Here is a 26,721-nt window from a genome sequence, read left to right as displayed (position 1 = left end):
AGTGAAAATATGTGAGATGACAGGGAGGTCACATGGGGATTAAAGATTGGCCTGAGGGCGAAGGTCCCAGAGATAAACTGTTACAAAAAGGAGCTGCGCATCTCTCCGATGCTGAATTACTGGCAGTATTGCTGCGTAACGGTTTAGCCGGATTAAACGCGGTTGACCTTGCTAGGTCGCTTATTTGCGAGTTTGGCGGCCTCAGAAACCTGCTCTGTGCCCCAAGAAATCAGGTGTGTCGACTTCCGGGCGTAGGACCTGTAAAATACGCCCAGCTTCAAGCTGCGGCCGAATTAGCGCGGCGTGTAGCGCAGGAAAATCTGCAAAGAGGTCAGGTTTTGACAAATCCCGATTTAACTCGGGACTATTTAATGCGACAATTGGCCGATCGCTCCTATGAAGTGTTCGCAGTTTTACTGCTGGATAGCCAGCATAGAGTGATTCAATTTGTCGAATTATTCCGCGGCACAATAGACTCAGCATCAGTGTATCCACGTGAAGTGGTGAGCTTAGTGCTGGAGAAAAAGGCCGCAGCAGTTATAGTTTGTCATAATCATCCGTCTGGTATTGCCGAGCCCAGTCAGGCTGACCGACGAATAACTGAGCGATTAAAAAATGCGTTAGCAACCATAGACGTATCCTTGTTGGACCATATGGTTGTAGGTGATCGAGAGATAGTTTCTTTTGCAGAACGAGGCTGGATTAATTAATCTAACACTTGATCTTCACTCTGTGATCGTGTATAAAATGCGCCCTCTTTGTGCCTCGGGCGACGGCCATACGAGGCACATTAATGCTCGAGCGTTAAAATTGTTTTTGGAGAAGATTGACATGTCAAGAGTATGCCAAGTTACTGGCAAGAAGCCGATGGTTGGTAACAACCGTTCGCATGCAAAAAACGCGACCCGTCGTCGTTTTTTACCTAACCTACAAAACCACCGTTTTTGGTTAGAAGAAGAAAAGCGTTTCGTACAGTTACGTGTATCTACTAAAGGTATCCGTCTGATCGACAAAAAAGGTATCGAAGTTGTTGTTGCTGAACTTCGTGCCCGTGGCGAGAAGGTATAATAGATCATGGCTAAAGCTAAAGGTAATCGTGAGAAGATCAAATTAGTTTCTACAGCTAAGACTGGTCACTTCTACACAACTGAAAAAAACAAGCGTAACATGCCTGAAAAAATGGAAATCAAAAAATTTGATCCAGTTATTCGTCAGCACGTTATCTACAAAGAAGCAAAAATCAAGTAATCCTTGGTTAGTGTTTCGAGAAAAGCCCCTTATTTAAGGGGCTTTTTTTTGCATTTTTTTAGTGGCTAGTCATCAAGTTGAGATAATTGCCTCGCAAACTTAAGCCGCTGAATCATCCCCTGTGAAGTTAAAAAAGTGTGAACACTTACTGAAAATATAAAATAGTGCGGTTCTAAGCACTTTAAATCATCAAATCTGCACTTTAGTGAGAATAAATTCTTTATATGTGAATTAAAATGCAATACCATACGCGAAAGTTAGCGATTCATTCCTGGTGTGTCATAGTGACGCTGCCAGCTCAAAAATGAGGTGTAAATAACGCGTGCGTACCACTGAACTGGTTGATGGATTTCGTCATTCTGCCCCCTATGTTAATGCTCACAGAGGTAAAACTTTTGTGGTCATGCTTGGCGGTGAAGCTTTGGCTCAAAATCAATTCCGCGCCATCTTAAATGATGTCGCCCTGCTGCACAGTTTAGGGATCAAAGTGGTGTTGGTATATGGCGCTAGGCCGCAGATTGATGCTGCATTAGCCGTCAACGGTATTGAACCTGCCTACCACGAAGGTGTGCGTATCACGGATGAAGACTCGCTCAAAGTGATCAAGCAAGTTGCGGGTGCACTGCAATTTGATATCACAGCGCGTTTATCCATGAGCTTAAGCAATACGCCGATGCAAGGCGCGCAAATTAACTTAGTGAGCGGCAACTTTGTGATTGCTCAACCGTTAGGCGTGGATAACGGCATCGATTTTTGTTTGAGTGGCAAGGTGCGTCGTATCGATGTGCAAGGCTTAAAACGTCAGTTAGATAATCACTGCATAGTGTTGATGGGGCCGATTGCGGCTTCTGTGACCGGTGAAAGCTTTAATTTAACCGCCGAGGAAATCGCGACCCAAGTGGCGATCAAGCTCAAAGCCGACAAGATGATCGGTTTTAGCTCACAGAACGGTATTCTCGATCGCAATGGCGACGTGATTGCCGAATTGATGCCAAACGATGCGCAAAACATCATGAGCAAGCTGGCCGAGCAAGGTTCTGCCTGCGTAGGCACTATGGCTTTTTTGAAAGCCAGTATCGATGCTTGCCGTAATGGCGTGCCGCGTTGTCACTTAGTCAGCTACCTCGAAGATGGCGCTTTGCTGCAGGAACTGTTTTCTCGCGAAGGGATAGGCACGCAAATCGTGACTGAGAGTGCCGAGCGTTTACGCTGTGCGTCAATCGCCGATATTGGCGGTGTGTTGAACCTTATCCGTCCATTGGAGGAACAAGGCATTCTGGTGCGTCGTAGTCGTGAGCAGCTTGAGATTGAAATCGAACAGTTCATGTTGATTGAACGTGATGGTTTAGTGATTGGTTGCGCTGCGCTCTATCCTTTTGAAGAGGACAATGCGGGTGAGTTTGCTTGTTTAGTGGTGCATCCCGATTATCGCGATGCCGACAGAGGGAGCTTACTGCTGAAGAACATTATCAATCAGGCTAGAAACCGTGGTTATTCACGCTTGTTTGCATTGACAACTCGGAGCATTCACTGGTTCTTAGAGCATGGTTTTGTGATTGAAGATGTTGAAGCACTGCCGCAGAAGAAAAAGCAGTTGTATAACTATCAACGCCGCTCAAAAATTCTCGCGCTCGATCTTTAAGCCGTTCTAAATCAATCCAATCAATGCCAGCCTAGTACTCATATTAGCGCTGGCATTTTTATTGACATAATATGTCTTTATTGGCAGATTAAGACTTCACTGCACGGGAGATACTGCCAATGAGTCCTCAATTTTTTGAACTCGCCCCTTTAACCCAAACCTCTATCTTCAGTTTTATCGTCTTATTGCTCGGTTTAGCGGGTATCTTGCTGATGTTATGGCTAAAAAATATGCCTAAGATAGCGAAGTCGGCGAGTTTAGGTATATTGCTGGTGGTGATGGGCGGATTTTCTTGGGTCTTCTATCAATCGAATAGCGCCGAATTAGTGTTAACCGATACAGAGCTCACTGTGGATGTTCCCTTCTATAAAGTGCAGTTATCTCGCGTGGATTTATTGCCTGCCGAGGCACGCATAGTCGATTTGCAACAAGAGGCAGATTTAACGCCGAGCTTTAAAACGAACGGCATAGGCATGCCAGGGTTTCAATTAGGCTGGTTTAAGTTGCAGGGAAAAGGCAGGGCATTTTTGGCGATAACAGATAAATCGCAGTTAGTGTTAGTGCCAACGACTAAAGGCTACAGTTTATTACTTACAGTACCGCAAGGGAGTGAGTTTTTAGCACAGTTACAGAAGTAATCATTATATGTCATCACTTCTGCCACTGTGTTTATCGGCGTGATAATGCTTACGCCGTTTTGCGTTTATAGGCCATATCTAAGGTAAAGACGAGCAGCGCACTCCAGATAAAGCCGAAGGTCACGCCTTTTTCGGCATCGAAGGGCTCATTGAACAGACTCACCGCGAGGATGAACATAATACTCGGGCCAATATATTGGAAAAAGCCGAGCATAGACAATGGAATACGTACCGCTGCCCCTGCAAAACACAGCAAAGGAATGGTAGTCACTATCCCAGCCGCCATTAACATCAGATTCAATTGCCAATCATTAGTCAGCATGCTCGCTGTGGCTGTGTCTAAGGTTGCGACGAGATAAATCAGCGCTACCGGTAATAACACTGCGGTTTCGACCAATAATCCGGCTTTAGCATCCACATTGACCTTTTTTCGCAGTAGCGCATAGAAACCAAAGGTGCCCGCGAGTGCCAGTGAGACGATGGGAATTGAGCCAAAAGAGATTAACTGGATCAATACGCCAGCGCTGGCGAGTGAAACCGCAAACCATTGCAGTTTACGCAATCTTTCGCCTAGAAATAACATACCGAGTAAGACGTTGAGTAAAGGATTGATGAAGTAACCTAGGCTGGCATCGAGCATGTGATCGTTATTTACCGCCCAGATAAATAGTAGCCAGTTTCCCGCGATTAATATGGAAGTAATGGTGAGAACCATCAACTGTTTAGGCTGTTTAAACAGTAAGCGTAAGCGAGAAAAACCGCCGATAAACTGCATAATGATCAGCATAAACACGAATGACCAAATCACTCGATGGAGCAAAATTTCGGTGGCGGAAACATGGTTGAGTAATTTGAAATATAAAGGCGCAAAACCCCACATACAGTAAGCACTGACGGCAAGTAGGATCCCTTTGCGGTATTCAAGATCTGGCATGAGACATCTTCGAAGAACAACAAGGTGGCGATTGTAGGTGTGTCTGACCGCTGACTCAAGGGATTCGCCGCGTTCTTTTCGTTACAGAATATCTCCACAAAAAATTGAATGGGCGATTAAAGTGAGTAACCATCCTGTTAATCAGGACGTTTACCTTAGTCAATCTTGAGCCCTAAGGTAGTAATACACATCTAAATTTAACCACCTAACCCACCATATAAGTCCCTGTTCCAAAAGCGATATGCGTGCCTTGCTCATTATGTAGTTCCATGCGGCATACTGAAACTCGATTACCCGCACGAATGACGCTGCCCGTCCCCGTAAAGGTGAGGCCGCGTCCCGGCCGCAGATAATCGACGCGCATATCAATCGTCCCTAAAGTTTGGAGGCGTTGTTGTAATTCTTCAATCGTCCAATCTTCACGGCTTGCGACCAGTCCTGCAAATGCGGTAAGTCCGCCGACCACATCCAGTACTGTAGCTGTGACACCGCCGTGGAGGATTTGCTGGTGGATATTGCCAATCAGCTCAGGCTTCATGTTGATCACGACTTCGACGCCATCAATGTCATAACGCTTGATATCGAGTCCGAGTAGATTATGGAAAGGGACATGTTGATCAAATACTGCTGCGACTCTTCTCAAAGCTTCGGCTTGGATTGGGCTGGTCATTTTTGGGTCCTTGTCACTGAGTGACTGCATTAGGCGTAATTGGATTTGTTATCAACACTGAGATAAACAAAGTGCGGCTTAGAGCAATTAATCTACAGTGAAGCTCACGGCTAATGCAACTCCGTCGCTAAAATGACGACACCGTTTCGGCAGTTTTTAAAGTATTTTACCCCGCGTTCGTTATTTTTGGCTTAGCCCACTAGGGTTAAAATAGCTGCAATTGTGGTGAATTGCCTCGTCTAAAGCACTTTAAATTACCGTTGAATCCTGCATTTTGAACTAGTTTGGGTATAGAATAGGCCCCCTCACTTTTGACATAGAAGATCCATGGAAAAGCTCGTACTCGACACGCATGATGATCCGCTCTCGCAACGCCTCGCGCAGGTGTTTGGTTACCGTGACTTTAGGGACGGTCAGCGGGAGGTGATAGAACGTGTCTGCGGCGGGCAAGATTGCTTAGTGATCATGCCAACGGGCGGCGGTAAGAGTCTGTGTTATCAGTTACCCGCCTTGATGATGAATGGTATCACTATTGTCGTCTCCCCATTGATTTCTTTGATGAAAGATCAAGTCGATAGCTTATTGCAAACCGGTGTTGCAGCGGCTTATCTGAATTCTTCTTTGCCGCGAGAGCAGAGCGCCGAAGTATTAAGGCAGCTGCGCCACGGTGAGTTAAAACTGCTTTATGTGTCACCAGAGCGCTTATTAAGCGCAGATTTTATTGAGCGAATGCAGTCGTTGCAGCTAGCGATGTTTGCCATCGATGAGGCGCATTGTATCAGTCAGTGGGGTCATGATTTTCGCCCTGAATATGCGGCGCTCGGCCAGTTAAAGCAACTCTTCCCCTATGTGCCCATGATGGCGCTGACCGCAACAGCAGATCAGGCGACTCGACAGAGTATTTGTGAGCGGCTCGGTATTGACCCGTTCCGTTTACTTTCAAGTTTCGATCGGCCCAATATTCGCTATACAGTCGCCGAAAAGCTTAATGCAGCTAATCAGTTACGGCATTTTTTAACGCAGCAGAATGGTACTAACGGCATTATTTATTGCAGCAGTCGCCGCCGTGTCGATGAAGTGGCTGACCGTTTATGCCTGCAAGGTTTTAATGCCAAGGCCTATCATGCAGGAATGACGCAGGAAGACCGTGGAGCAGTACAGGACAGTTTTCTTAAAGATCAAATTGATATTGTGGTTGCCACTGTGGCTTTTGGTATGGGGATTAATAAGTCGAATGTGCGCTTTGTAGTGCATTACGATATCCCGAAAAGTATCGAAGCCTATTATCAGGAAACGGGCCGAGCAGGACGTGATGGGCTCGATGCAGAAGCTTTTATGTTGTTCGATCCCGCCGATATTGGTCGGGTCAGACATTTGATTGAACAGTCTGAACCTGGGCCGCAGCAACAGGTCGAATTCCACAAACTTAATACTATGGCTGCCTTTGCCGAGGCGCAGACCTGTCGCCGCCAAGTGTTGCTGCATTACTTCGATGAGAGTGCATTAGAGCCCTGTGGTAACTGCGACATTTGCCTCGACCCGCCTAAGCGTTATAACGGCACCGAAGATGCGCAGAAGGTGTTGTCATGTATTTTCCGTTTAGGCCAGCGTTTTGGTATCAATCATTTAATTGAAGTGTTGCGCGGTTCGAAAGGCGCACCGATAGTCGATCGAGGGCATGACAAACTCACGACTTGGGGGATTGGTAAAGACAAGAGCCATGAATATTGGTTGAGTGTGATCCGTCAACTCATTCATTTGGGACTGGCGAGTCAAGATGTGACCCGCGGCTCATCTATTACCTTAAACCCATCGGCACGACCTGTGCTCAAAGGTGACGTAGCGTTAATGCTCGCCGAACCGCGTATTCAGTTAACGACCACAAAACGTAAGGCGAGTCAGTCTAAAGCACCGTTGAACTACGATCGTAAGCTGTTCGCACGACTCAAGTTACTGCGAAGAACCATAGCCGAGCAGCAGGATGTGCCGCCGTATTTAGTCTTTAACGACGCTACCCTCGCAGAAATGGCTGCCATGATGCCAACGAGCGCGGGGGAAATGCTCGCCGTCAACGGGGTTGGCGAGCGTAAACTGAGTCGTTTCGGTGACGCTTTTCTCGATGAAATTACGGCTTATTTAGCGGGAGAATAATGGTTTGAAGTATTCTCATTGATTTTAACCTTGCCCAATTGATTGATACTGGCCCGCTTAATTAAAGACTCTAAGGTATCAAACTGTTGCATCGCCGCTATACCAATATTGACCTTACTTGAACCCTGCCAAGGCTGAATGCAAGCAACTAACTGACTAACGACTCTTTTAGCGCCAGTTGCCGAGGTATGCGGTAGGATAATGACAATTTCATCCATTGAATATCGGATTAACTTATCTTGCTCCCGTAGTCTGTGTTGTAGCTCATCCTGTAAGAGAGGTATGTCAACTTGACGGATCTGACTCGCATTAAACAATAATAAAGACAGTGGGTAATTACCTTGTTTGGCACTGTTTAATGCTGATGTGACTTGTTGGAGCAGCGTTTCCGCAGGTTCATTACCTTCAATATGTGGGGCACGATTATTCTGTTTATCAATCAAATACCAAATAGCTCCACCCAATAATGCCATTGCGATTAAGAACAGTGTGCTATAGGCCCAATCGACATTTAGCTCTTGTAAGATTGAATCTTTTTCTGGTGCAGTGCTATTTGGCTCCTGCTGCAGATCTTGTTGATTTAGACGGGCCTTAAACTGCAATATTCGAGCATTATTCATCGCTTGATTGGTGAGCTCGGCCGCTCTATAACGTTTGAGTAAGAAAGAATAGGCTTGTTTAAAATCCCCTTCTTCTAAGTAGTGATCGCTCATGATCCCGTAAAACCCTTTGAGATCTGAGTATTGTTTTAGGTTTTCAGCTTGCTCAATAGCGTGATTCATGAGGATTAAAGCGGCATCTTCTTGATGCTGAGCAAAACGAATTTGGGCGAGTAGGCGAGTTGAACGCATTGTCGCTAATTGTTGATTTTGTTTTTTAAACGTATTAATCGCGATAGAAAGATATTCTTCGGCATTATCGATGCGGCCTTTATCGAGCGCGATTGAGGCCAAAATGGCATAACTGTAGGCGAGTTCAAGTGGTGAACCTAGCTCAGGTAAAAGCGCTTTAGCTTGTTGTTCGAGTTTATCACTGTAATCAAACTCTTGATTATCAAGCGCTATCCGAGCTGCATTGCGTAAAATAAAGTGTAAAACTTTCCCTTTTGCATCGGCACTTTGTATACCTAAGTTGGTGTAATACATGGCTTGGGGGAAATCATGGGTGGCATAAAGTAAATTTCCCATCGCGGCATACACATAGGCCTGTGGTGGCCAAATCCAATTTTGGGTTTGAGCATGAATATCCGGATAAATATCAATCGCGAGGCGTAAATCTTCGATAGCGGAAGAGAAGTTGTCTGTATTGGTATCGAGTTGGCCACGTAAGCGTAAGGCATCGACTAAGGCTTGTGGTTGCTGGTAACGTCGCGCTAGGTTAATGGCTGAATCAAGCAAAGGTAGGGCATTTTGAATATTGTTATAGCTAAGGTTTGCATCGGCTTGGCAAATCAAAAAGTAAGGTCGTACTTGATCTAGCTTAAGTTGTTTAGCGTTTGCTTCGCCTAATTGAGCGACGTTGATAGCGGCTTCATTTTCCCCTATTTGTAGTAGGTTTTGGCATTTCAACACACTTAATCTGAGTCGATTGATATCTGAGCTTGCACTGGTCGCAAATTGTTTTTCTAACGCTGTTATTTGAGTGAGTGCTTTACTGGGATATTGGTAGACGAGTTCAGTGAGTTCATCTAATTGGTCTATAGCACTGGCCCCAAAGGGAAACAGCCATAACAACAGGCTCAGTACCAAGACGCGAAAATCCATTTTGTGCTCCATATAAAATGTGTAAGTTCTAATATCCCTAATCACTAAGGCGGGATTATAACTTTTCTTAATCGTTTTTTGCATAAAAAACTATTTTTTTCTAAGGGGAATAAGTTAACACATCCCAGTGATTTCTGAATCCAAACAGCTGGTTAATTCTGTGGAATCGATCACTAATTTGGGGATGAAACTCACCGTTATTAGCCTTAAGACAGGTTGAATGAGTGGAACATGAAAAAATTAGGGTTGACACTATCGGCTAGGCAAGTTAAATATTAACCGTCCTCAATGATTCAAACAGAATAAATATACAGATTAAATGAATATTATTAGCCGCAAACTCGACCTCCTCCTTCTCTCTCTCGCGGTTTATACGCGGAGGTCTTAGTGTTGCACGCTCGATAAAGAGGCAAAGCATTCACAAACCCCGCACCGATGTTGCGGGGTTTTTTGTATCTGAATACGGCAAAAATTAACTAACGAACGGTGACGTTCCATGGAGAAGCGAGATGTCTAACAGAGTCATAATATTTGATACTACCTTGCGTGATGGTGAGCAGGCGTTAGCCGCAAGTTTGTCGGTCAAAGAAAAACTACAGATCGCTATGGCGCTGGAACGTCTCGGTGTGGATGTGATGGAAGTGGGTTTTCCGGTTTCTTCACCCGGTGATTTTGAGTCAGTGCAGACCATAGCGCGTACCATTAAAAATAGCCGCGTTTGTGCATTATCCCGTGCATTGGAAAAGGATATAGATGCCGCGGCGCAGGCCTTGTCAGTTGCAGATCAATTCCGTATCCATACCTTTATCTCGACCTCGACGATTCACGTTGAGAGCAAGTTGAAGCGCTCCTTCGATCAAGTGTTAGAGATGGCCGTAGGCGCGGTGAAGTATGCCCGCCGTTTTACTGATGACGTGGAGTTTTCCTGTGAGGATGCGGGGCGTACGCCCATCGATAATCTATGTCGTATGGTAGAGGCCGCCATTCGTGCGGGCGCACGCACCATTAATATTCCCGATACGGTCGGTTACACAGTGCCAAGCGAGTTTGGCACTATTATCCAAACCCTGTTTAACCGCGTGCCGAATATTGACCAAGCGGTGATCTCAGTGCATTGCCACGATGACTTAGGTTTATCTGTGGCTAACTCGATTACCGCAGTGCAGCACGGTGCGCGTCAAATTGAATGTACGATCAATGGCATAGGTGAGCGTGCGGGTAACTGTTCACTGGAAGAGATCGCGATGATTTTAGCGACGCGTAAGGGGATGTTGGGATTAGAAACGGGCATTAATGCCAAAGAAATTCACCGTACTTCTAATTTAGTCAGCCAGTTATGCAATATGCCAGTGCAGGCGAACAAGGCTATTGTCGGTGCCAATGCCTTTACCCATTCGTCGGGCATCCATCAGGATGGCATGTTAAAAGCACAAAATACCTATGAAATCATGACGCCAGAAAGCATAGGTTTGAATCGCAATAACTTGAATATGACCTCGCGCTCGGGTCGCCATGTGATCAAGCATCGCATGGAGGAAATGGGCTATAGCGAGCACGATTACAATATGGATACTCTGTATGAAGAGTTTCTAAAATTGGCAGATAAAAAAGGACAAGTATTTGATTATGATTTAGAAGCCTTAGCCTTTATGGAAGCACAGGCCGAAGAAGACAATCACTATCAATTGCAGCAATTAGTGGTGCAGTCTGACTCAACTGAAGGCGTTGCTACGGCGACTGTGCGTATCGAAGTGGGCGGCGAAATTAAAACCGAAGCCGCAACGGGTAATGGTCCTGTTGATGCTGCCTATAACGCGATTGCTCGCGCAACCGATCGTCGAATCGATATCATCAGCTACAAGCTAGGCGCTAAAGGCGTAGGTCAAAATGCCTTAGGCCAAGTGGATATTACCGCGGTTTACCACGAGCAAAACTTTCACGGCGTAGGTTTGGCAACCGATGTGGTTGAAGCCTCGGCACGCGCTTTAGTGCATGTGATGAACTTAACGTGCCGCGCAGACAAGGTTGCCGATTACAAACAAAGCATGCAAAAAAATCGAGAGCTAGGCGGCGTCTAGTCGCTAAAAGCATCCAGAGAATAGCAAGGTCGAGCATAAAGCATTTACATTTAAAGGAGTTGGCTGGCGTATGAGTTATCAAATAGCAGTATTAGCAGGGGATGGGATCGGCCCAGAAGTGATGGCAGAGGCGCGTAAAGTGTTGCGTGAGGTTGAAGCGCGTTTCGATTTGAATATCGAATACACTGAATTCGATGTTGGCGGTATTGCCATTGATAACCACGGTTGTCCCTTACCCGATGCCACGCTAAAGGGCTGTGAAGCGGCCGATGCGATCCTATTTGGTTCAGTCGGTGGCCCTAAGTGGGAAAAGTTACCGCCAAATGAACAACCTGAGCGCGGCGCGCTATTGCCACTGCGTGGTCACTTCGAACTGTTTTGTAATCTGCGCCCAGCTAAATTGCATGATGGCTTAGAACATATGTCACCGCTGCGTAGCGATATTTCCGCCCGTGGATTTGATGTCTTATGTGTACGCGAGTTAACTGGCGGCATTTATTTTGGTAAGCCAAAGGGTCGTCAAGGCGAAGGCGAAAATGAAGAAGCCTTCGATACCATGCGTTATAGCCGTCGCGAAATTAGCCGTATCGCCCGCATCGCCTTCGAAGCCGCCCGTGGTCGTCGTAAAAAAGTGACCTCAGTGGATAAAGCCAATGTGCTCGCCTGTTCAGTGTTATGGCGCCAAGTGGTTGAAGAAGTGGCGGTAGATTTCCCCGATGTCGAGCTTGAACACATCTATATCGATAACGCGACCATGCAGCTGCTGCGTCGCCCCGATGAGTTCGATGTGATGTTATGTTCTAACCTGTTCGGCGACATTTTATCCGACGAAATCGCGATGTTAACGGGCTCTATGGGCTTGTTGTCATCGGCGAGCATGAACAGCACTGGCTTTGGTTTATTCGAACCTGCGGGTGGCAGTGCGCCAGATATCGCGGGCAAAGGCATTGCAAACCCTATCGCCCAAATTCTGTCGGCGGCATTAATGCTGCGCCACAGCCTAAAGCAAGAAGAAGCCGCCTGTGCGATTGAGCGTGCCGTCAGCAAAGCGTTAAATTCTGGCTATTTAACCGGTGAACTATTGAGCACAGACAAGCGTAGCCAAGCTAAATCAACCGACGAGATGGGTGACTTTATCGCCAATGCTATAAAGGAAGGTGTGTAATGATGACTGTGCCAAAAAACTCGGTGGCAAAAACGCTGTATCAAAAAGTATGGGATGCCCACGTTGTAGCGACTCCTGAAGGTGAAGCGCCGATCATTTATGTCGACAGACATTTAGTCCATGAAGTGACTTCTCCCCAAGCATTTAGTGGCTTAAAAGTGGCGGGCCGCAAACTGCGTGCACCGGAAAAAACCTTTGCCACTATGGATCACAACACTTCGACCCGTAGCGCCAGCTTGGATGCCCTAAGCCCAATGGCGCGCACACAGGTTGAAACCCTAGCGCAAAACTGTAAAGACTTTGGCGTGCGTTTATACGACATTCATCATCCTAATCAAGGGATTGTGCATGTAATGGGGCCAGAGTTAGGGATTACCTTACCCGGCACTGTGATTGTCTGTGGTGATTCCCATACCGCGACCCATGGCGCCTTTGGCGCATTGGCGTTTGGCATTGGAACATCTGAAGTTGAGCACGTTTTAGCGACGCAAACTTTGCGTCAGCTAAAAGCTAAGACCATGAAGATTGAAGTGCGTGGTCATGTCACCGATGGCGTGACCGCCAAAGATATCGTACTCGCTATTATTGGCAGAATCGGCATGGATGGCGGCACGGGTTATGTGGTGGAGTTCTGTGGTGAGGCGATTGAAGCCCTGTCGATGGAAGGCCGCATGACAGTGTGCAATATGGCGATTGAGATGGGCGCTAAGGCGGGCATGGTCGCGCCGGATCAAACCACTTTCGACTATTTAGCAGGCCGCGAGTTTGCACCCAAGGGCGAAGATTGGGCAGAGGCTATCGCTTACTGGAAAGCCATTAAAACCGATGACGGCGCCGTGTTTGATGCTGTCGTTGAGTTAGATGCCGCCGATATTGCGCCACAATTGACTTGGGGTACAAACCCCGGCCAAGTCGTAGCGATCGATGGAAAAGTGCCAAATCCTATTGATGAAGCCAACCCAAGCACCCGTGCCAGCATGGAAAAGGCCTTAGAATACATTGGCCTGAGTGCGGGTACGCCTATGACAGATATCAACATCAACAAAGTATTTATCGGTTCATGTACTAACTCGCGGATTGAAGATTTACGCAGCGCCGCCGTGCATGCTAAAGGCCGTAAAGTCGCGAGTGGCGTCACCGCGATTGTAGTACCTGGTTCTGGTCAAGTGAAAGCCCAAGCCGAAGCCGAAGGCTTAGATAAAATCTTTATCAAAGCCGGGTTTGAGTGGCGTTTACCGGGTTGTTCCATGTGTTTAGCGATGAACGATGACAGATTAGAAGCGGGTGATCGCTGTGCTTCGACCAGTAATCGTAACTTCGAAGGTCGCCAAGGCCGTGGCAGTCGCACCCATTTAGTGAGCCCAGCAATGGCCGCCGCCGCTGCGGTGGCTGGGCATTTTGTCGATATTCGTAAACCTTACTAATTACCGTAAACCCAAGAGGAGAAGTTAATGCAACCTTTTACGACCCATACCGGGCTTGCGGTCATGATCGACAGCACCAATATCGATACGGATCAGATCATTCCGAAACAGTTTTTGTCTAAGGTGACGCGCGATGGTTTTGGCGTGCACTTATTTCATGACTGGCGTTATTTAGATGATGCGGGCGATGTGCCTAATCCTGAGTTTTCATTGAACCAGCCTCGTTATAAAGGCGCTTCAATTCTTTTGTCGCAGGAAAACTTTGGTTGTGGTTCAAGCCGCGAACATGCGCCTTGGGCGCTGGCAGACTTCGGTTTGCGCGCCATCATTGCACCGAGTTTTGCCGACATTTTTTACGGCAACTCAATCAATAACGGCCTATTGCCTGTGGCGTTAACCCACGCGCAGGTGCGTCAGTTGATGGATGAAGTGGCGGCAGAAGAAGGCGCGCAAATCACGGTTGATCTCACCAGCTGTAAAGTGATTGCACCGTCAGGTGCCGAGTTTAGTTTTACGCTGGCAGAGTCGGCGAGACATAAGTTACTCAATGGGTTAGATGCTATTGGGCTGACCTTGTCCCATGCTGCGCAAATCAGTCAGTACGAAACTCAAATCCAAGGTTGGCGCCGCTAAACTTTCAGCGCACATTTGTACTCGTGTTGAGTCTATATTTAAGCGCCTAGGTTAATACCTAGGCGTTTTTGTTTTGAATCTCAATATTCGCTTAATTTAATTGTTTGTATTTTAAGAAATAAATTTTCATTGTTGTTTGGGTACTAGAAAATTTTATTCTCCGCAGTGATTTATGCTGAATTTGTCGAGTTTAAATGATTTACAGGTGTTCCAAAGTTTTAATTTTTTATCTTGTTGTTTAATATTGGTATTTGTTGGGTTCTTAATTTAAATCTCACGACTGTCGTGAATGATTTTTGAGTGTTTAAAGGTTGGCTTTTGTTTGAATGGTGATGTATGTCACTAAATCTGTTTTAAAGTCGCATTTCTTTAGAGTTTCTGTCTGTTTTATCTCCTTCGGTTGCAAACATCTTCTGCATAAGTAAACTGCTGCGCATTCAATATGGAGCGTTTGCTCTATTTTGCCTGAACGCCGCAGTACTCATCTAAGTAGTACAGATAACAATAATATGATTAGAGAATAACAATGCAAAAACGTCTTCTGACTTTGGCTGTCACTGCAGCCTTGTTAAGTTCAACGACTCAACTCCATGCCGCGGGTTTTCAACTTGCGGAATACTCTGCTACAGGTTTAGGTCGCGCCTTTGCGGGTGAAGCCGCGATGGCGGATAACGCTTCGGCTCAAGGTCGAAATCCTGCAATGCTCACTTATTTAGAAGGACGCCAGTTGTCCGCGGGTGGCATTTACGTTATGCCAAACGTCGATGTGACTGGTGATGTGAGCCTTAGCTCACCGTTAATTGCTCCAAATCCTGTTGTTATGAAAGGTGGCGATGCACTAGATGTGGCCGATGACGCACTTGTGCCAAATTTTTATTATTCAAATCAGCTAAATGATCAATGGACTTGGGGCCTAGCGGTAAACTCTAATTATGGTCTAGCCACTGAATTACCCGCTACCCACGCAGCGGCTATTTTTGGTAACAAGACTTCGGTTACGACCGTTGAATTTAATCCAAACATCGCTTATCGCATTAATGATGCTGTCAGCGTTGGTGCTGGTGTACGGATCGTTTATGGTGAAGGCGAAATCGGTGCCTCATTACCAGGTTGGGTCGATGGTATCAAACCTGCTCTGCCGGCTCCTGTGCAGGCTGTGTTACCTCCAGGTGGCACTGAGCTGAAAAGCATGAAGGGTGATGATGTGGGTTATGGCTGGCAGTTAGGTGCAAGCTGGCAGATCAATCCGGCTCACCGTTTGGGTTTTGCTTATCACAGCGGCGTGCAACTGGATTTGGATGGTCATGCTTCTGGCGTCTTGTACACTGGCGGCCAAGATGTGTCCATTGAAGGTTATTTACCGCTTGAATTGCCCGCTTTTGCAGAGATAGCTTCCCATCACCAATTGACCGATAACTGGGCCATGCATGCGAGTGTGAACTGGACCGATTGGAGCGTATTCGATCAACTAGTGGCTTATTTCCCTGGTGAAGTTAAGCCTAAAGGCGGCTTGGAGTCTGATTTAGTTAAAGAAGAGCACTTCGAAGATAACTGGCGCTTCGCGCTAGGGACGACTTATCAAGTGAATAACGATTGGTTAGTGCGTGCCGGTGTTGCTTTAGATAAAACGGCGGCAAATGACGAGTGGCGCACAACCACAATTCCAGACTCTGACCGTCTGTGGTTCTCTGTGGGCGCAGGTTATCAGGCAACTAAGAACCTGAACGTTGATTTTGCTGTGACTTATATTAAAGCGACTGGCGATGCGCCAATCAATGAACAGCAAAACCTATTGAACCTCGCGACTGTTAACTTTAACGGCGAAGCAAGCGGCGATGTATGGCTTGCGGGTATCCAAATGAGCTACAAGATGTAAGTTCAGTATGTTAAAAAAGCCCTGAATCTTCAGGGCTTTTTTATGGTTATAGCATGGTGGAGTGATCTTGTTTGACGGCTTGCTTGCTGGTCACGGCGGTAAATTCCGAATATATTCACTGCATAAGTCGGTGGATCATGTTAATTCTCGCCAGCATAAAAAGGCGCGGAGAGTTCAGATAGGATAGTAGCGTGCAGAAAAAATACGTGGTGGCCTTAGATCAAGGCACGACCAGCTCAAGGGCGATAGTGTTCGATCACGACGCAAACATTGTCAGCGTGTCCCAGCGGGAATTTACCCAGTTGTACCCTAATCCGGGTTGGGTCGAGCATGATCCCATGGAGATTTGGGCAAGCCAAAGTTCAGTGTTAATTGAAGTATTGGCGCGTGCGGGTATTCACAGCGATGAAGTGGCCGCCATTGGCATTACCAATCAGAGGGAAACCACTGTTATATGGGAGAAGGCCACAGGTAAACCTATTTATAACGCGATAGTGTGGCAGTGCCGTCGCAGCGCTGAGATTTGTGAGCAACTCAAAGCTCAAGGGTTAGAAGAATATGTGCGTGAGAATACCGGTTTATTACTCGACCCTTATTTTTCAGGCACTAAGATCAAATGGATTCTAGATAATGTGCCCAATGCCCGTGAGCAAGCCGAGCGTGGTGAGTTGTTGTTCGGCACTATCGATACTTGGCTCGTGTGGAAGTTAACCGAGGGCAAGGTGCATGTCACCGATCCCACCAATGCTGCCCGCACTCTACTATTCAATATCCATAGCCTGACTTGGGATAATAAGTTACTCGAAGCCTTAGATATTCCGGCGTCTATGTTGCCAGAAGTTAAACCTTCCTGCAGCGTGTATGGTACAACACGGATTGCTGGCGAAGGCAGTGAAATCCAAGTTGCAGGAATGGCGGGCGATCAACAGGCTGCGCTTTTTGGTCAGTTATGTGTCGAGCCCGGCATGGCGAAGAATACCTACGGTACTGGTTGTTTTTTGTTGATGAATACAGGGACAAAAGCGGTGCGCTCAAACCATGGCTTATTGACTACAGTTGCCGTGGGGCCTAAGGGTGAAGTGAACTATGCCCTTGAAGGTTCAGTCTTTATGGGCGGAGCGACCATTCAATTGCTGCGAGATGAACTGGGGCTTATTCGTGATGCCAGTGATACTGAGTACTTTGCCTCTAAGGTCGCCGATACTAATGGCGTGTATCTGGTGCCCGCTTTTGTGGGACTCGGTGCGCCCTATTGGGATCCCAATGCCCGTGGTGCGCTATTTGGTCTGACACGCGGGGCGAATCGTAATCATATTATTCGGGCGGCGTTAGAATCCATCGCTTATCAGAGTAAAGATTTACTCGATGCCATGATCAAAGACAGTGGCGTTAGCCTTAAGCGTTTAAAGGTGGATGGCGGCGCGGTCGCTAATGATTTTTTGATGCAATTTCAAGCCGACATTACCGATGTCGAAGTGTTAAGACCAAGCGTTTGTGAGACAACCGCTTTGGGTGCGGCATTTTTAGCTGGGTTGGCAGTGGGCTTTTGGGAGAGTGTGATAGAGCTTGAGCACAAAGCCTGCATTGATAAGCATTTTATCCCTAATATCGATGCCCAGACTCGAGTACAGCTATACGCAGGTTGGCAGGACGCGGTGGCCAGAACTCGAACTTAAACAATACGCTTTGAGGCGGCATTGGTTTGAGATAAAACTTAATTTGAGGTATCGCATGATTCGAAATCTGGCCTGATTTCAGGCATGCTCGATAGTGCTGCTAAAAAGAGGCTAATAAAAAGGCGCTAATCCAATGGGATTGCGCCTTTTCCGTTTTATATCAGTACGGATTTATACTTCTACATCAATGATATGTTGGCTCGGTGGCTTCTTGATTTCTGCGGAATCATCGGTCACTTCAAGTACGACACCTTCTTTTAGTTTTAGCGTTTCGGTTTCATCCGATGCACGGCGTTTCTTATTTTTATTGTTATCTGATTCTTTGCGTCTTTCCCTGATTTTAGTATTACGGCTTTCTAACGCTGGAGGTAACTGCGACTGCGGTGTTTCATGGCTATCGGGGGCATTTGCGCTTGCGCTGCTGACTTGGTCAACAACCCGTTTAGGGTGAAACACGGCTTTTACTGGCTGTGCCAGCATGGCATAAATGCTATCCAATCCACTCATAACGCCTCCTTGTTATTACACCTCTTAATATGATATCGGCTGAAGTAGGTCAATATTTAGACTATACGCCGTTTAACTTGTTAAGGCGAATAAGGCGAGCCATTAGGTAGCTAGTGCGGGTATTAAGGTGAATGTATAGGGAGAAAGTGGTTCTTTTGGTGGATTTTACGTGGGATTTTTGATCTTTCTCGCAATCGCGACATTAATATTCAGCCATTAGTAAAAAGATGAACGTCTTTATTTGGAATAAAAATTTAGATTTTTATGCTGATTTCAACTCTTTTTTGACTGTCGAATAAGGATGGACGTAAGTTTGTTTTGTTGCGTTTTTGAGTTTGACGTTATTTTTCGACCCGTAAAATCCCACAAATACAGAAATAATTCCCCATTTTTTTCATCGCAAGCACCTGAAAGCAAAAGGTTGCTGAATATATCGGCGCTATTTATTCCTGTTGTTTCCTCTGTTTAGTCAATCTCTAATGGTTTTTCTTGTCAAAAGTTTGTCGCGAGGTTAAGTGCTCAACATGCGGCTAACCCGCTTGCCGACTGGATTTATAAAAGGATCCCATCCCTTGACAATGCTTGTCGACTGTCCCTAAACTTAGCAGTTGTGGGAAATAGTGGATATTTGTGGATCAAAAATCAAAGGATAGGATGAATTAGCGTGTTTCGTGGAGCCAGTGCTATCAACTTAGATACAAAGGGACGGATCGCTATTCCAGTGCGATACCGCGAACCTTTGCAGCTTGAGCACCAAGGCCGCATCGTGATTACCGTCGATATCCAATCCGCCTGTTTACTCTTGTATCCCATTCACGAATGGGAATTGATCGAAGCTAAGTTGTTGAAGCTTTCAGATACCGATAAAACCCAGAGATCTTTAAAACGCCTGTTACTCGGCTACGCCCACGAAGTGGAGCTCGACAGTAATGGGCGCATATTACTGCCGCCACCGTTAAGGCAATATGCCAATTTAGATAAGCGCATCATGCTGGTGGGGCAATTGAATAAATTTGAGCTGTGGGATGAGCAATCTTGGCTGCAGCAAATTGATGAATGTCAGGAAACGATTCGAAGTGAGGATCTCGTTAATAATGAGCGCCTCGCGGATTTTTCACTTTAACGAGTCGTGATAACTAAATAAGAAGAGAGTAATGAGTCAAGAATTTGCCCATTTATCCGTACTGCTAGCAGAAACGGTTGGCGGTTTAAACATCAAAGACGATGGCATCTATATCGATGGCACGTTCGGCCGCGGTGGTCATTCAAGACAAGTATTACAACAACTCGGTGAACATGGTCGATTGATCGCCATCGATCGTGATCCTCAAGCGATTGAAGCGGCCAAACAATTTGCTGACGATCCACGCTTTCAAATCGTGCATGGTGGCTTTGGTCAATTAGCCGATTATGTCGAAGAGCTTGGGCTTGTGGGCAAAATTGATGGCGTATTACTCGATTTAGGTGTGTCTTCACCCCAGCTAGACGATGCTGAACGCGGTTTTAGTTTTTTGCGCGATGGTCCACTCGATATGCGTATGGATAACAGTCAAGGCCAAACGGCTGCGCAATGGTTGGCTCGTGCCGAAATTGAAGATATGGCTTGGGTATTTAAAACCTATGGCGAAGAGAAAAACGCCCGCCATATTGCCCGTTGTATTGCTGCCGATCGTGAGAAAACGCCGTTTTTACGTACCAAAGATTTAGCCGATTTAATTGCGCGTATCACTAAAAATAAAGAACGTAATAAGCACCCTGCGACTCGGGTGTTTCAAGCGATCCGCATTTATATTAATAGTGAATTAGATCAAATTGATCAGGCACTTGAAGGAGCCGTCAATGTGCTCGCTCCCCAAGGACGTTTGTCGGTCATCAGTTTTCATTCTTTAGAAGATCGTATCGTGAAGCGTTTTATTCGTCGTCATAGCCAAGGCGAAAGTGTACCGCACGGTTTTCCGGTGACTGAAGATCAAATTAACAAGTCGCGTAAGTTACGTGCCGTGGGCAAGGTGATTATGCCATCCGACGAAGAAATCGAACGCAATGCCAGAGCTCGCAGCTCAGTGTTACGCATTGCCGAGCGTTTAGATTACTAAGGGGCGCACTGTGAGTAAGCCCTCGATTAATCTGCCACGGATCGTTTTACATGATTTATGGCTGCATAAATGGATCTTGTTATTAGCCTTGCTTGTGCTGAGTAATGCGGTTGCCGTGGTTTATGGCAGCCATGTTAGCCGTCAACTGACAACCCAGTGGGACCAGTTACTGCAGGAGCGAGATAGATTAGATATTGAGTGGCGCAATTTATTATTAGAAGAGCAATCGCAGACTGAGCACAGTCGTATTACGCGTATTGCCTCTAAGGAACTCAACATGAGTCGTCCGTTACCCAGCGAAGAAGTTGTGGTAAAGGTGCCGTGAGTATAGGGAAGATATGACTAGGCAAGCGAAAATCAAACGGGTAAGCAAACCGCAAAAACCTCAATTGATCCACTGGCGTTTATACGTAGTGGTCGGGTTTGTGTGTGCGTTGTTTTGCAGCCTAGTGGGACGCGCAGCTTACATTCAAATTATCGAGCCTGACAAATTACGTCACGAAAGTGACATGCGAACATTGCGGACCACTAGTCGTGAAGTGCAGCGTGGCTTGATCACCGACCGTAATGGCGACATGTTGGCCGTGAGCGTACCTGTACGAGCCGTCTGGGCCGATCCAAAACAAGTCAATGATAGTAATGGTTTTGCCGATATGCGCCGCTGGCAAGCCTTAGCAGATGTGTTGCATGAGCCCCTCGAAGATTTGTTAGAGCGAGTGCGCAGTAACCCCACCAAACGCTTCACCTACTTGAAACGCCAAATTACCCCTGCGGTTGCGGACTATATTACTCAGCTTAAATTACCCGGTGTATTTCTAAAGTCCGAATCTCGCCGCTATTATCCTGGTGGTGAAATCACAGCTCAATTAATCGGCATCACTAACATAGATGATGTTGGGATTGAAGGTGTTGAAAATGCTTATAATAGTTGGTTAACAGGTACGCCTTCCAAACAAAAAGTGCGTAAGTCACGCGATGGTCATGTCGTCGAGCGTCTCGATATAGTGCAGGAAGGCGAGAGTCCAAATGATCTCGTGCTGAGTATCGATCATAGGATCCAACAATTAGCCTATCGCGAACTAAAACGCACCACTGAGATGAACCAAGCGACTTCGGGTTCGATTGTCGTCCTCGACATTCACACGGGTGAAGTCTTGGCTATGGTGAATACGCCTTCGTATAACCCCAATGCGCGCGACAATCTGCAAACCTTCAGAATGCGTAACCGTGCTATGACAGATACCTTTGAGCCGGGTTCGACCATTAAGCCATTTGTGGTAGCCGCAGCGCTTGAAGCTGGCACAGTTAAATCGACCGATATTATTGCCACTTCACCGGGTTGGATGCGTTTAGGTGGTCGCCAAGTACGTGACCCCGCGAACTACGGCGATATGAGTTTGGCGCGTATTTTGGCTAAATCCAGTAACGTCGGCATCAGTAAATTGGCTTTGTCTATTCCGGTGCAGCAACTGCTCGGTACTTATCAATCCATGGGACTTGGCAGCTTTTCGGGAATTAACCTCACGGGTGAAAGCGCTGGCTTGATTCAAGATCGCCACCGTTGGTCAGACTTTGAACGTGCCACCTTGTCGTTTGGTTACGGCTTAACGGCAACAACACTTCAACTTGCGCGCATGTACGCCACCTTAGGCAATGGCGGTACTTTGTTCCCTGTCTCGATAATGAAACTGAAAAAGCCACCTGTCGGTGAGCGAGTCATTTCTGAAAATGTGGCCCACGATGTAATGCAAATGCTGGTCGGTGTAACGGAAAAAGGCGGCACTGGCACCTTAGCGCACATCGACGGTTATCCAGTTGCAGGTAAGTCTGGCACAAGTCGTAAGGCAGTTGCTGGTGGTTATGGTGATGATTATGTTGCTTTATTTGCGGGTGTTGCGCCTGCGAATAATCCTAGATTAGCGATAGTGGTGGTAGTGAATGAGCCTAAGGGCGATCTCTATTATGGTGGTTCAGTGGCGGGGCCTGCATTTGCCAAAGTCATGTCTGGCGCACTGCAAATGTTAAACGTTGAACCCATTACCGATAAAGAACAAGTGCAATTGGCGGGAATCGCCGCTGGGAGAGCAGAATGATGTTATTACGGGATTTGCTAGCGCCTTGGCTACATTATGCTGGCGCGCAGTCCTTCAATGATCTGACCTTAGATAGCCGCGCAATACGTAGCGGCGATGTGTTTTTGGCGCTGCCAGGACATAAGGTCGATGGCAGACAGTTTATTGAAAAAGCCTTAGATTTAGGTGCCGCAGGCGTAATAGTTCACACGGATGATGCTGACCAACATGGCAAAGTGTTGCTGGGCGATAATGCCGAGCACGGTGTGCAGATTTATTTCTTTCAGTTAAGTCGTCAGGTATCGGCAATTGCCGCCCAGCGTTATCCCTTAGCGCACAAGTCTGCCGTTATGCCATCCCTTGGGGTTATCGGTATTACTGGAACTAACGGTAAAACCTCTACGAGTCAACTCATTGCACAACTGGTGACTTCATTGGGGCGCAAAGCCGCCGTCATGGGCACCCTTGGCAATGGTCTCTGGGGCGAGCTTGTTGATAGTGGTAACACCACAGCCGATGCGATTACCTTAATGCGTCAGTTGCATGAGTTTGAAGCCCAAGGCGCGAACGTCTGCGCCATGGAAGTGTCGAGCCACGGCTTAGTGCAAGGCCGCGTCGACGCAGTACCATTTGATGTTGCCGTGTTCACTAATCTGACGCGCGATCACCTCGATTACCACGGCGATATGGAAAGCTATGCCGCCGCTAAACAAAGCCTATTTCGTTTCAGCACTTTAGGTCACGGTTTATTGAATCTCGATGATGCAGTTGGCGCGTCTTGGTTGACTGAGCTTAAGCCTGCGCCTGCGCAGATTTGGGGTTTTAGTATTGAAGGTCATCAAGGTGCGGCTTTTTATACCAAAAATGCCAAGTTTGACGATCAAGGTGTCAGTGCAACCTTAGTGTGGCCCGAGGGCGAGACTCAAATCCACTCGCCACTTCTTGGTGCCTTTAATCTCTCTAATTTACTCGCGGCGTTATCGGCCTTGTATCTGCAAGGTTTTGATATGAAAGCGTTAGCCGAGCAGGTGCAATATTTAACGCCCGTTGCAGGTCGTATGGAGCGTTTCACTACTGCGGATAACATCACCTTAGTGGTCGATTATGCCCATACACCCGATGCGATCGAACAAGCGTTAAACGCGCTACGTCGCCATTGTGCTGGTGATTTATGGTGCGTGTTTGGTTGTGGCGGCGACCGTGATAAGGGCAAGCGTCCTTTGATGGGCCAAGCTGCTGAACAGTTTGCCGACCGCATTATGGTGACCAGCGACAATGCGCGCAGTGAAGACCCCGCGCAAATTATTACCGATATTATCCAAGGGCTTGCAACACCAGAGCAGGCATTGACTCAGGTTGACCGTATCACAGCAATTAAAGAGGTTGTGGCATTGGCTAAACCTGGCGATGTGATCTTGCTGGCGGGCAAGGGCCACGAAACTTACCAAGAGGCGGCAGGTGTGCGTCATGACTATGATGAACGCGCCCTGGCACGCCAGTTATCGGAGCAATCAAGATGATCCCTCTTTCTCTCGGGACCCTAAGTCAACATTATGATGGATGTGTATTGGCACACCGGTCATTGGAGCAATCAAGATGATCCCTCTTTCACTCGAGACTCTAAGTCAACACTATGATGGATGTGTATTGGCACATCGGTCATTGGAGCAATCAAGATGATCCCACTTTCTCTCGAGGCCCTAAGTCAACACTTAGGCGTGTATCGAGTTGGTGACGACGTCACCATCCAAGATTTAAGCAGTGATAGCCGCAAAATCGGCGCTGCAACCCTGTTTGTTGCCTTAAAGGGTGAGCGCTTTGACGGCCATGATTTCGCAGCTACAGCTATTGCGAACGGCGCCGCGGCGTTAATGGTTGAGCGTGAGTTAGCTTTTGATATCCCGCAGATCATTGTGGCTGATTGTCAAAAGGCTATGGGTGCGATTGGTGCTTATGTTCGTGACCAGATCAATCCGATTTGTGTTGCTTTGACTGGCTCAAACGGCAAAACCAGCGTGAAGGAAATGATTGCGACCATTCTGTCGGCTAAGCATCAAATCCTCTATACCGCTGGCAATTTTAATAATGAGATTGGTGTGCCGCTCACTTTGCTGCGTTTAACGCCAGAGGATGAGTTTGGGATATTCGAGCTCGGCGCTAACCATAAAGGTGAAATCGATTACACCTCGGGACTCGTGCGTCCAAACGTCGCGCTGGTGAATAACGTCGGCAGCGCCCATTTAGAAGGATTTGGATCGCAAGCGGGTGTCGCACAGGCGAAGTCAGAAATTTTTAATCATCTGCAGGCCGATGGCACTGCCATCATCAATGCCGATGATGCCTTCGCTGATTTTATGAGCGTTAAGGCAAGACCTTATAAGCAACTGAGCTTCTCCCAGCAAGATGGTGCCGCTAAACGTCATATCGACGTGATAGCGACAGGCCATAAGACTAATGCGGATGGTTGCTATCGTTTTATGCTCAATTATTTAGGTGAATCTTGCCAAGTGGTATTGCCGTTGGCGGGTCGTCATCAGGTGAGTAATGCACTCGCCGCTGCAAGTGTTTGTATTGCTTTGGGATTGAGTTTGACTGAAATATCTGAAGGCTTGAGCCAATTAACGCCAGTGAAAGGACGTATGCAGCCGAGTCAATTGGGGCGCGTTCGTCTAATCGACGATAGCTATAACGCGAATCCTGTGTCCGTTGGGGCGGCAATCGCTTGGTTAAAGGAAATTTCTGAAAATCGCTGTCTGGTACTGGGAGATTTAGGAGAATTAGGCGACAATGCGCCCCTTTTACACGCTGAACTAGGGCAACAGGCCAAGCAACAGGGGATTGATGCCTTGTTTTGTACTGGAACTTTAAGTCAGCACACGAGCCAAGCTTTCGGTGCGGAGCACTATGACAGTGTGGCGACGTTAGTAGAAAAACTTATAAAGCATATAAACCAGTTGCCGGGACAGGTAACGGTTCTCGTTAAAGGTTCACGTAGCGCCGCCATGGAGCGGGTCGTGGATGGCCTAACAGTAGCCTTCGGGCGTGGGGAGTTAGTGTAAATGCTGGTATATCTGGCCGAGTATTTAACCCGTTTTCATACCGGGTTTAACGTGTTTTCCTATGTGACATTTCGAGCCATTTTAGGCTTATTGACCGCATTGGTTTTTAGCTTATGGTTTGGCCCTAAACTGATTGAACGTTTGCAGTTACTGCAAATTGGTCAGGTTGTGCGTAACGATGGTCCAGAATCACATTTTAGTAAGCGTGGCACGCCGACTATGGGTGGCTTGCTGATATTGGCCGCTATCTTCATCAGTGTGTTGCTGTGGGGCGATCTCGGTAGCCGCTATGTGTGGGTGATGTTGTTTGTGCTCGGCAGTTTCGGTTTGATCGGCTTTATCGACGATTACCGCAAAGTGGTGCGTAAAGACACTAAAGGTTTGATCGCGCGCTGGAAGTACATTCTGCAGTCTTTGGCTGCGCTGCTCATTGCTTTTTTCCTGTATGCCACGGCGGCCAATCCAGGTGAAACCCAATTAGTGGTGCCTTTCTTTAAAGACGTGATGCCGCAACTCGGCGCCGTATTTATCGTATTGGCATACTTCACGATAGTGGGTTCGAGTAATGCGGTGAACTTAACCGATGGCCTCGATGGTTTGGCGATTATGCCGACGGTAATGGTCGCGGCGGCGTTTGCGTTGATCGCTTATTTGTCGGGTCACGCTCAGTTTGCGAACTACTTACATATTCCGCATTTACCCGGTTCTGGTGAGCTTGTGATTGTCTGTACCGCCATTGTCGGTGCGGGTCTGGGCTTTTTGTGGTTCAACACTTACCCTGCGCAAGTCTTCATGGGCGATGTGGGTTCACTGTCATTAGGTGCTGCACTGGGCACGATCGCAGTGCTTGTTCGCCAAGAAATTTTGTTAGTGATTATGGGCGGCGTGTTCGTGATGGAAACCCTGTCAGTCATTCTGCAGGTGGGTTCGTACAAGTTACGCGGCCAGCGTATTTTCCGCATGGCGCCTATCCACCATCACTATGAGTTAAAAGGTTGGCCTGAACCTCGAGTGATAGTGCGTTTTTGGATTATCTCGATATTCCTCGTCTTACTTGGCTTAGCCACGTTGAAGTTAAGGTAATTGGTT

23 protein-coding genes are annotated in these 26,721 nt (G+C 47.0%); 19 read left to right on the top strand and 4 right to left on the bottom strand.

Features of this window, described 5'->3' with window-relative positions; translation table 11 throughout:
- Window positions 1-32: 32 nt before the first annotated feature.
- From radC to L5L97_RS11450, 5 genes are all read left to right on the top strand, one after another.
- Window positions 33-710, top strand: coding sequence for a RadC family protein (gene radC, locus L5L97_RS11470; RefSeq protein WP_113941095.1), 678 nt, complete (start codon window positions 33-35; stop codon window positions 708-710).
- A gap of 121 nt (window positions 711-831) precedes the next feature.
- Entirely contained in the window at window positions 832-1,068 is a 237-nt protein-coding gene (gene rpmB / locus L5L97_RS11465; RefSeq protein ID WP_006079870.1) for a 50S ribosomal protein L28, read from the top strand.
- Between the two features lie 6 nt (window positions 1,069-1,074).
- Window positions 1,075-1,248 carry a 50S ribosomal protein L33 gene (gene rpmG / locus L5L97_RS11460; RefSeq protein WP_006079871.1) on the top strand — a complete coding sequence of 58 codons (174 nt, stop codon included), beginning with the start codon at window positions 1,075-1,077 and terminating at the stop codon, window positions 1,246-1,248.
- 322 nt (window positions 1,249-1,570) lie between these two features.
- The gene (gene argA, locus L5L97_RS11455; protein WP_263182029.1) at window positions 1,571-2,890 is read left to right on the top strand and encodes an amino-acid N-acetyltransferase; all 1,320 of its coding nucleotides are present in this window, start codon (window positions 1,571-1,573) and stop codon (window positions 2,888-2,890) included.
- Window positions 2,891-3,009: 119 nt separating this feature from the next.
- Complete coding sequence (locus L5L97_RS11450; RefSeq protein ID WP_263182027.1) at window positions 3,010-3,528, top strand: PH domain-containing protein; 519 nt, start codon at window positions 3,010-3,012, stop codon at window positions 3,526-3,528.
- Window positions 3,529-3,577: 49 nt separating this feature from the next.
- Here the strand turns inward: L5L97_RS11450 and rarD are convergent, their stop codons facing one another.
- Together rarD and L5L97_RS11440 are read right to left on the bottom strand one after the other, a co-directional pair.
- Entirely contained in the window at window positions 3,578-4,462 is an 885-nt protein-coding gene (gene rarD, locus L5L97_RS11445) for an EamA family transporter RarD (protein ID WP_113941091.1), read from the bottom strand.
- Window positions 4,463-4,667: 205 nt separating this feature from the next.
- Window positions 4,668-5,132: a thioesterase family protein gene (locus tag L5L97_RS11440; protein ID WP_219255934.1), complete on the bottom strand. Its 465-nt coding sequence runs from the start codon at window positions 5,130-5,132 to the stop codon at window positions 4,668-4,670.
- A 327-nt stretch (window positions 5,133-5,459) separates the two neighbouring features.
- Between L5L97_RS11440 and recQ the strand changes: the two genes are divergently transcribed.
- Window positions 5,460-7,283 carry a DNA helicase RecQ gene (gene recQ / locus L5L97_RS11435; RefSeq protein WP_263182025.1) on the top strand — a complete coding sequence of 608 codons (1,824 nt, stop codon included), beginning with the start codon at window positions 5,460-5,462 and terminating at the stop codon, window positions 7,281-7,283.
- On the opposite strand, the gene L5L97_RS11430 is transcribed toward recQ, so the two are convergent.
- Window positions 7,265-9,046, bottom strand: a complete 1,782-nt coding sequence (locus L5L97_RS11430) for a diguanylate cyclase domain-containing protein (protein WP_263182024.1) — start codon at window positions 9,044-9,046, stop codon at window positions 7,265-7,267. The two genes, recQ and L5L97_RS11430, sit on opposite strands and share 19 nt — an antisense overlap.
- Window positions 9,047-9,555: 509 nt before the next feature.
- Here L5L97_RS11430 and leuA point away from each other — a divergent pair.
- The 6 genes from leuA to glpK all read left to right on the top strand — a co-directional run bounded on the left by leuA (window position 9,556) and on the right by glpK (window position 17,898).
- Window positions 9,556-11,124 carry a 2-isopropylmalate synthase gene (gene leuA, locus L5L97_RS11425; protein ID WP_263182022.1) on the top strand — a complete coding sequence of 523 codons (1,569 nt, stop codon included), beginning with the start codon at window positions 9,556-9,558 and terminating at the stop codon, window positions 11,122-11,124.
- A gap of 70 nt (window positions 11,125-11,194) precedes the next feature.
- Window positions 11,195-12,289 carry a 3-isopropylmalate dehydrogenase gene (leuB, locus tag L5L97_RS11420; protein ID WP_263182020.1) on the top strand — a complete coding sequence of 365 codons (1,095 nt, stop codon included), beginning with the start codon at window positions 11,195-11,197 and terminating at the stop codon, window positions 12,287-12,289.
- Between the two features lie 23 nt (window positions 12,290-12,312).
- Window positions 12,313-13,713, top strand: coding sequence for a 3-isopropylmalate dehydratase large subunit (gene leuC, locus L5L97_RS11415; protein ID WP_263182144.1), 1,401 nt, complete (start codon window positions 12,313-12,315; stop codon window positions 13,711-13,713).
- A gap of 27 nt (window positions 13,714-13,740) precedes the next feature.
- Window positions 13,741-14,346: a 3-isopropylmalate dehydratase small subunit gene (gene leuD / locus L5L97_RS11410; RefSeq protein ID WP_105251184.1), complete on the top strand. Its 606-nt coding sequence runs from the start codon at window positions 13,741-13,743 to the stop codon at window positions 14,344-14,346.
- Between the two features lie 526 nt (window positions 14,347-14,872).
- Complete coding sequence (locus L5L97_RS11405; RefSeq protein ID WP_263182019.1) at window positions 14,873-16,222, top strand: outer membrane protein transport protein; 1,350 nt, start codon at window positions 14,873-14,875, stop codon at window positions 16,220-16,222.
- 191 nt (window positions 16,223-16,413) lie between these two features.
- Window positions 16,414-17,898 carry a glycerol kinase GlpK gene (gene glpK, locus L5L97_RS11400; protein ID WP_263182018.1) on the top strand — a complete coding sequence of 495 codons (1,485 nt, stop codon included), beginning with the start codon at window positions 16,414-16,416 and terminating at the stop codon, window positions 17,896-17,898.
- A gap of 171 nt (window positions 17,899-18,069) precedes the next feature.
- Here glpK and L5L97_RS11395 read toward each other — a convergent pair whose 3' ends face one another.
- Window positions 18,070-18,405, bottom strand: a complete 336-nt coding sequence (locus L5L97_RS11395) for a hypothetical protein (protein WP_263182016.1) — start codon at window positions 18,403-18,405, stop codon at window positions 18,070-18,072.
- Window positions 18,406-19,069: 664 nt separating this feature from the next.
- Between L5L97_RS11395 and mraZ the strand changes: the two genes are divergently transcribed.
- From mraZ to mraY, 7 genes are all read left to right on the top strand, one after another.
- Window positions 19,070-19,528 carry a division/cell wall cluster transcriptional repressor MraZ gene (gene mraZ, locus L5L97_RS11390; protein WP_105251188.1) on the top strand — a complete coding sequence of 153 codons (459 nt, stop codon included), beginning with the start codon at window positions 19,070-19,072 and terminating at the stop codon, window positions 19,526-19,528.
- A 31-nt stretch (window positions 19,529-19,559) separates the two neighbouring features.
- The gene (gene rsmH, locus L5L97_RS11385; protein ID WP_263182015.1) at window positions 19,560-20,501 is read left to right on the top strand and encodes a 16S rRNA (cytosine(1402)-N(4))-methyltransferase RsmH; all 942 of its coding nucleotides are present in this window, start codon (window positions 19,560-19,562) and stop codon (window positions 20,499-20,501) included.
- Between the two features lie 10 nt (window positions 20,502-20,511).
- Complete coding sequence (gene ftsL / locus L5L97_RS11380) at window positions 20,512-20,826, top strand: cell division protein FtsL (protein WP_105251190.1); 315 nt, start codon at window positions 20,512-20,514, stop codon at window positions 20,824-20,826.
- 13 nt (window positions 20,827-20,839) lie between these two features.
- Window positions 20,840-22,594, top strand: coding sequence for a penicillin-binding transpeptidase domain-containing protein (locus tag L5L97_RS11375; RefSeq protein WP_105251191.1), 1,755 nt, complete (start codon window positions 20,840-20,842; stop codon window positions 22,592-22,594).
- On the top strand, window positions 22,591-24,093 hold the full coding sequence (murE, locus tag L5L97_RS11370) for a UDP-N-acetylmuramoyl-L-alanyl-D-glutamate--2,6-diaminopimelate ligase (RefSeq protein ID WP_263182013.1): 1,503 nt from the start codon (window positions 22,591-22,593) through the stop codon (window positions 24,091-24,093). Before L5L97_RS11375 ends, murE begins: the two co-directional genes overlap by 4 nt.
- 156 nt (window positions 24,094-24,249) lie before the next feature.
- Window positions 24,250-25,632, top strand: a complete 1,383-nt coding sequence (locus tag L5L97_RS11365) for a UDP-N-acetylmuramoyl-tripeptide--D-alanyl-D-alanine ligase (protein WP_263182011.1) — start codon at window positions 24,250-24,252, stop codon at window positions 25,630-25,632.
- Entirely contained in the window at window positions 25,633-26,715 is a 1,083-nt protein-coding gene (gene mraY / locus L5L97_RS11360) for a phospho-N-acetylmuramoyl-pentapeptide-transferase (RefSeq protein ID WP_006079891.1), read from the top strand. It abuts the gene before it with no gap.
- Window positions 26,716-26,721: the final 6 nt, after the last annotated feature.

The sequence above is a fragment of the Shewanella sp. SM71 genome (assembly GCF_025653905.1).
GTDB classification, from domain to species: Bacteria; Pseudomonadota; Gammaproteobacteria; order Enterobacterales; family Shewanellaceae; genus Shewanella; species Shewanella oncorhynchi.
The sequence above is the reverse complement of the archived record's forward strand: the minus strand, read 5'-3'. Positions and strand labels throughout refer to the sequence as shown.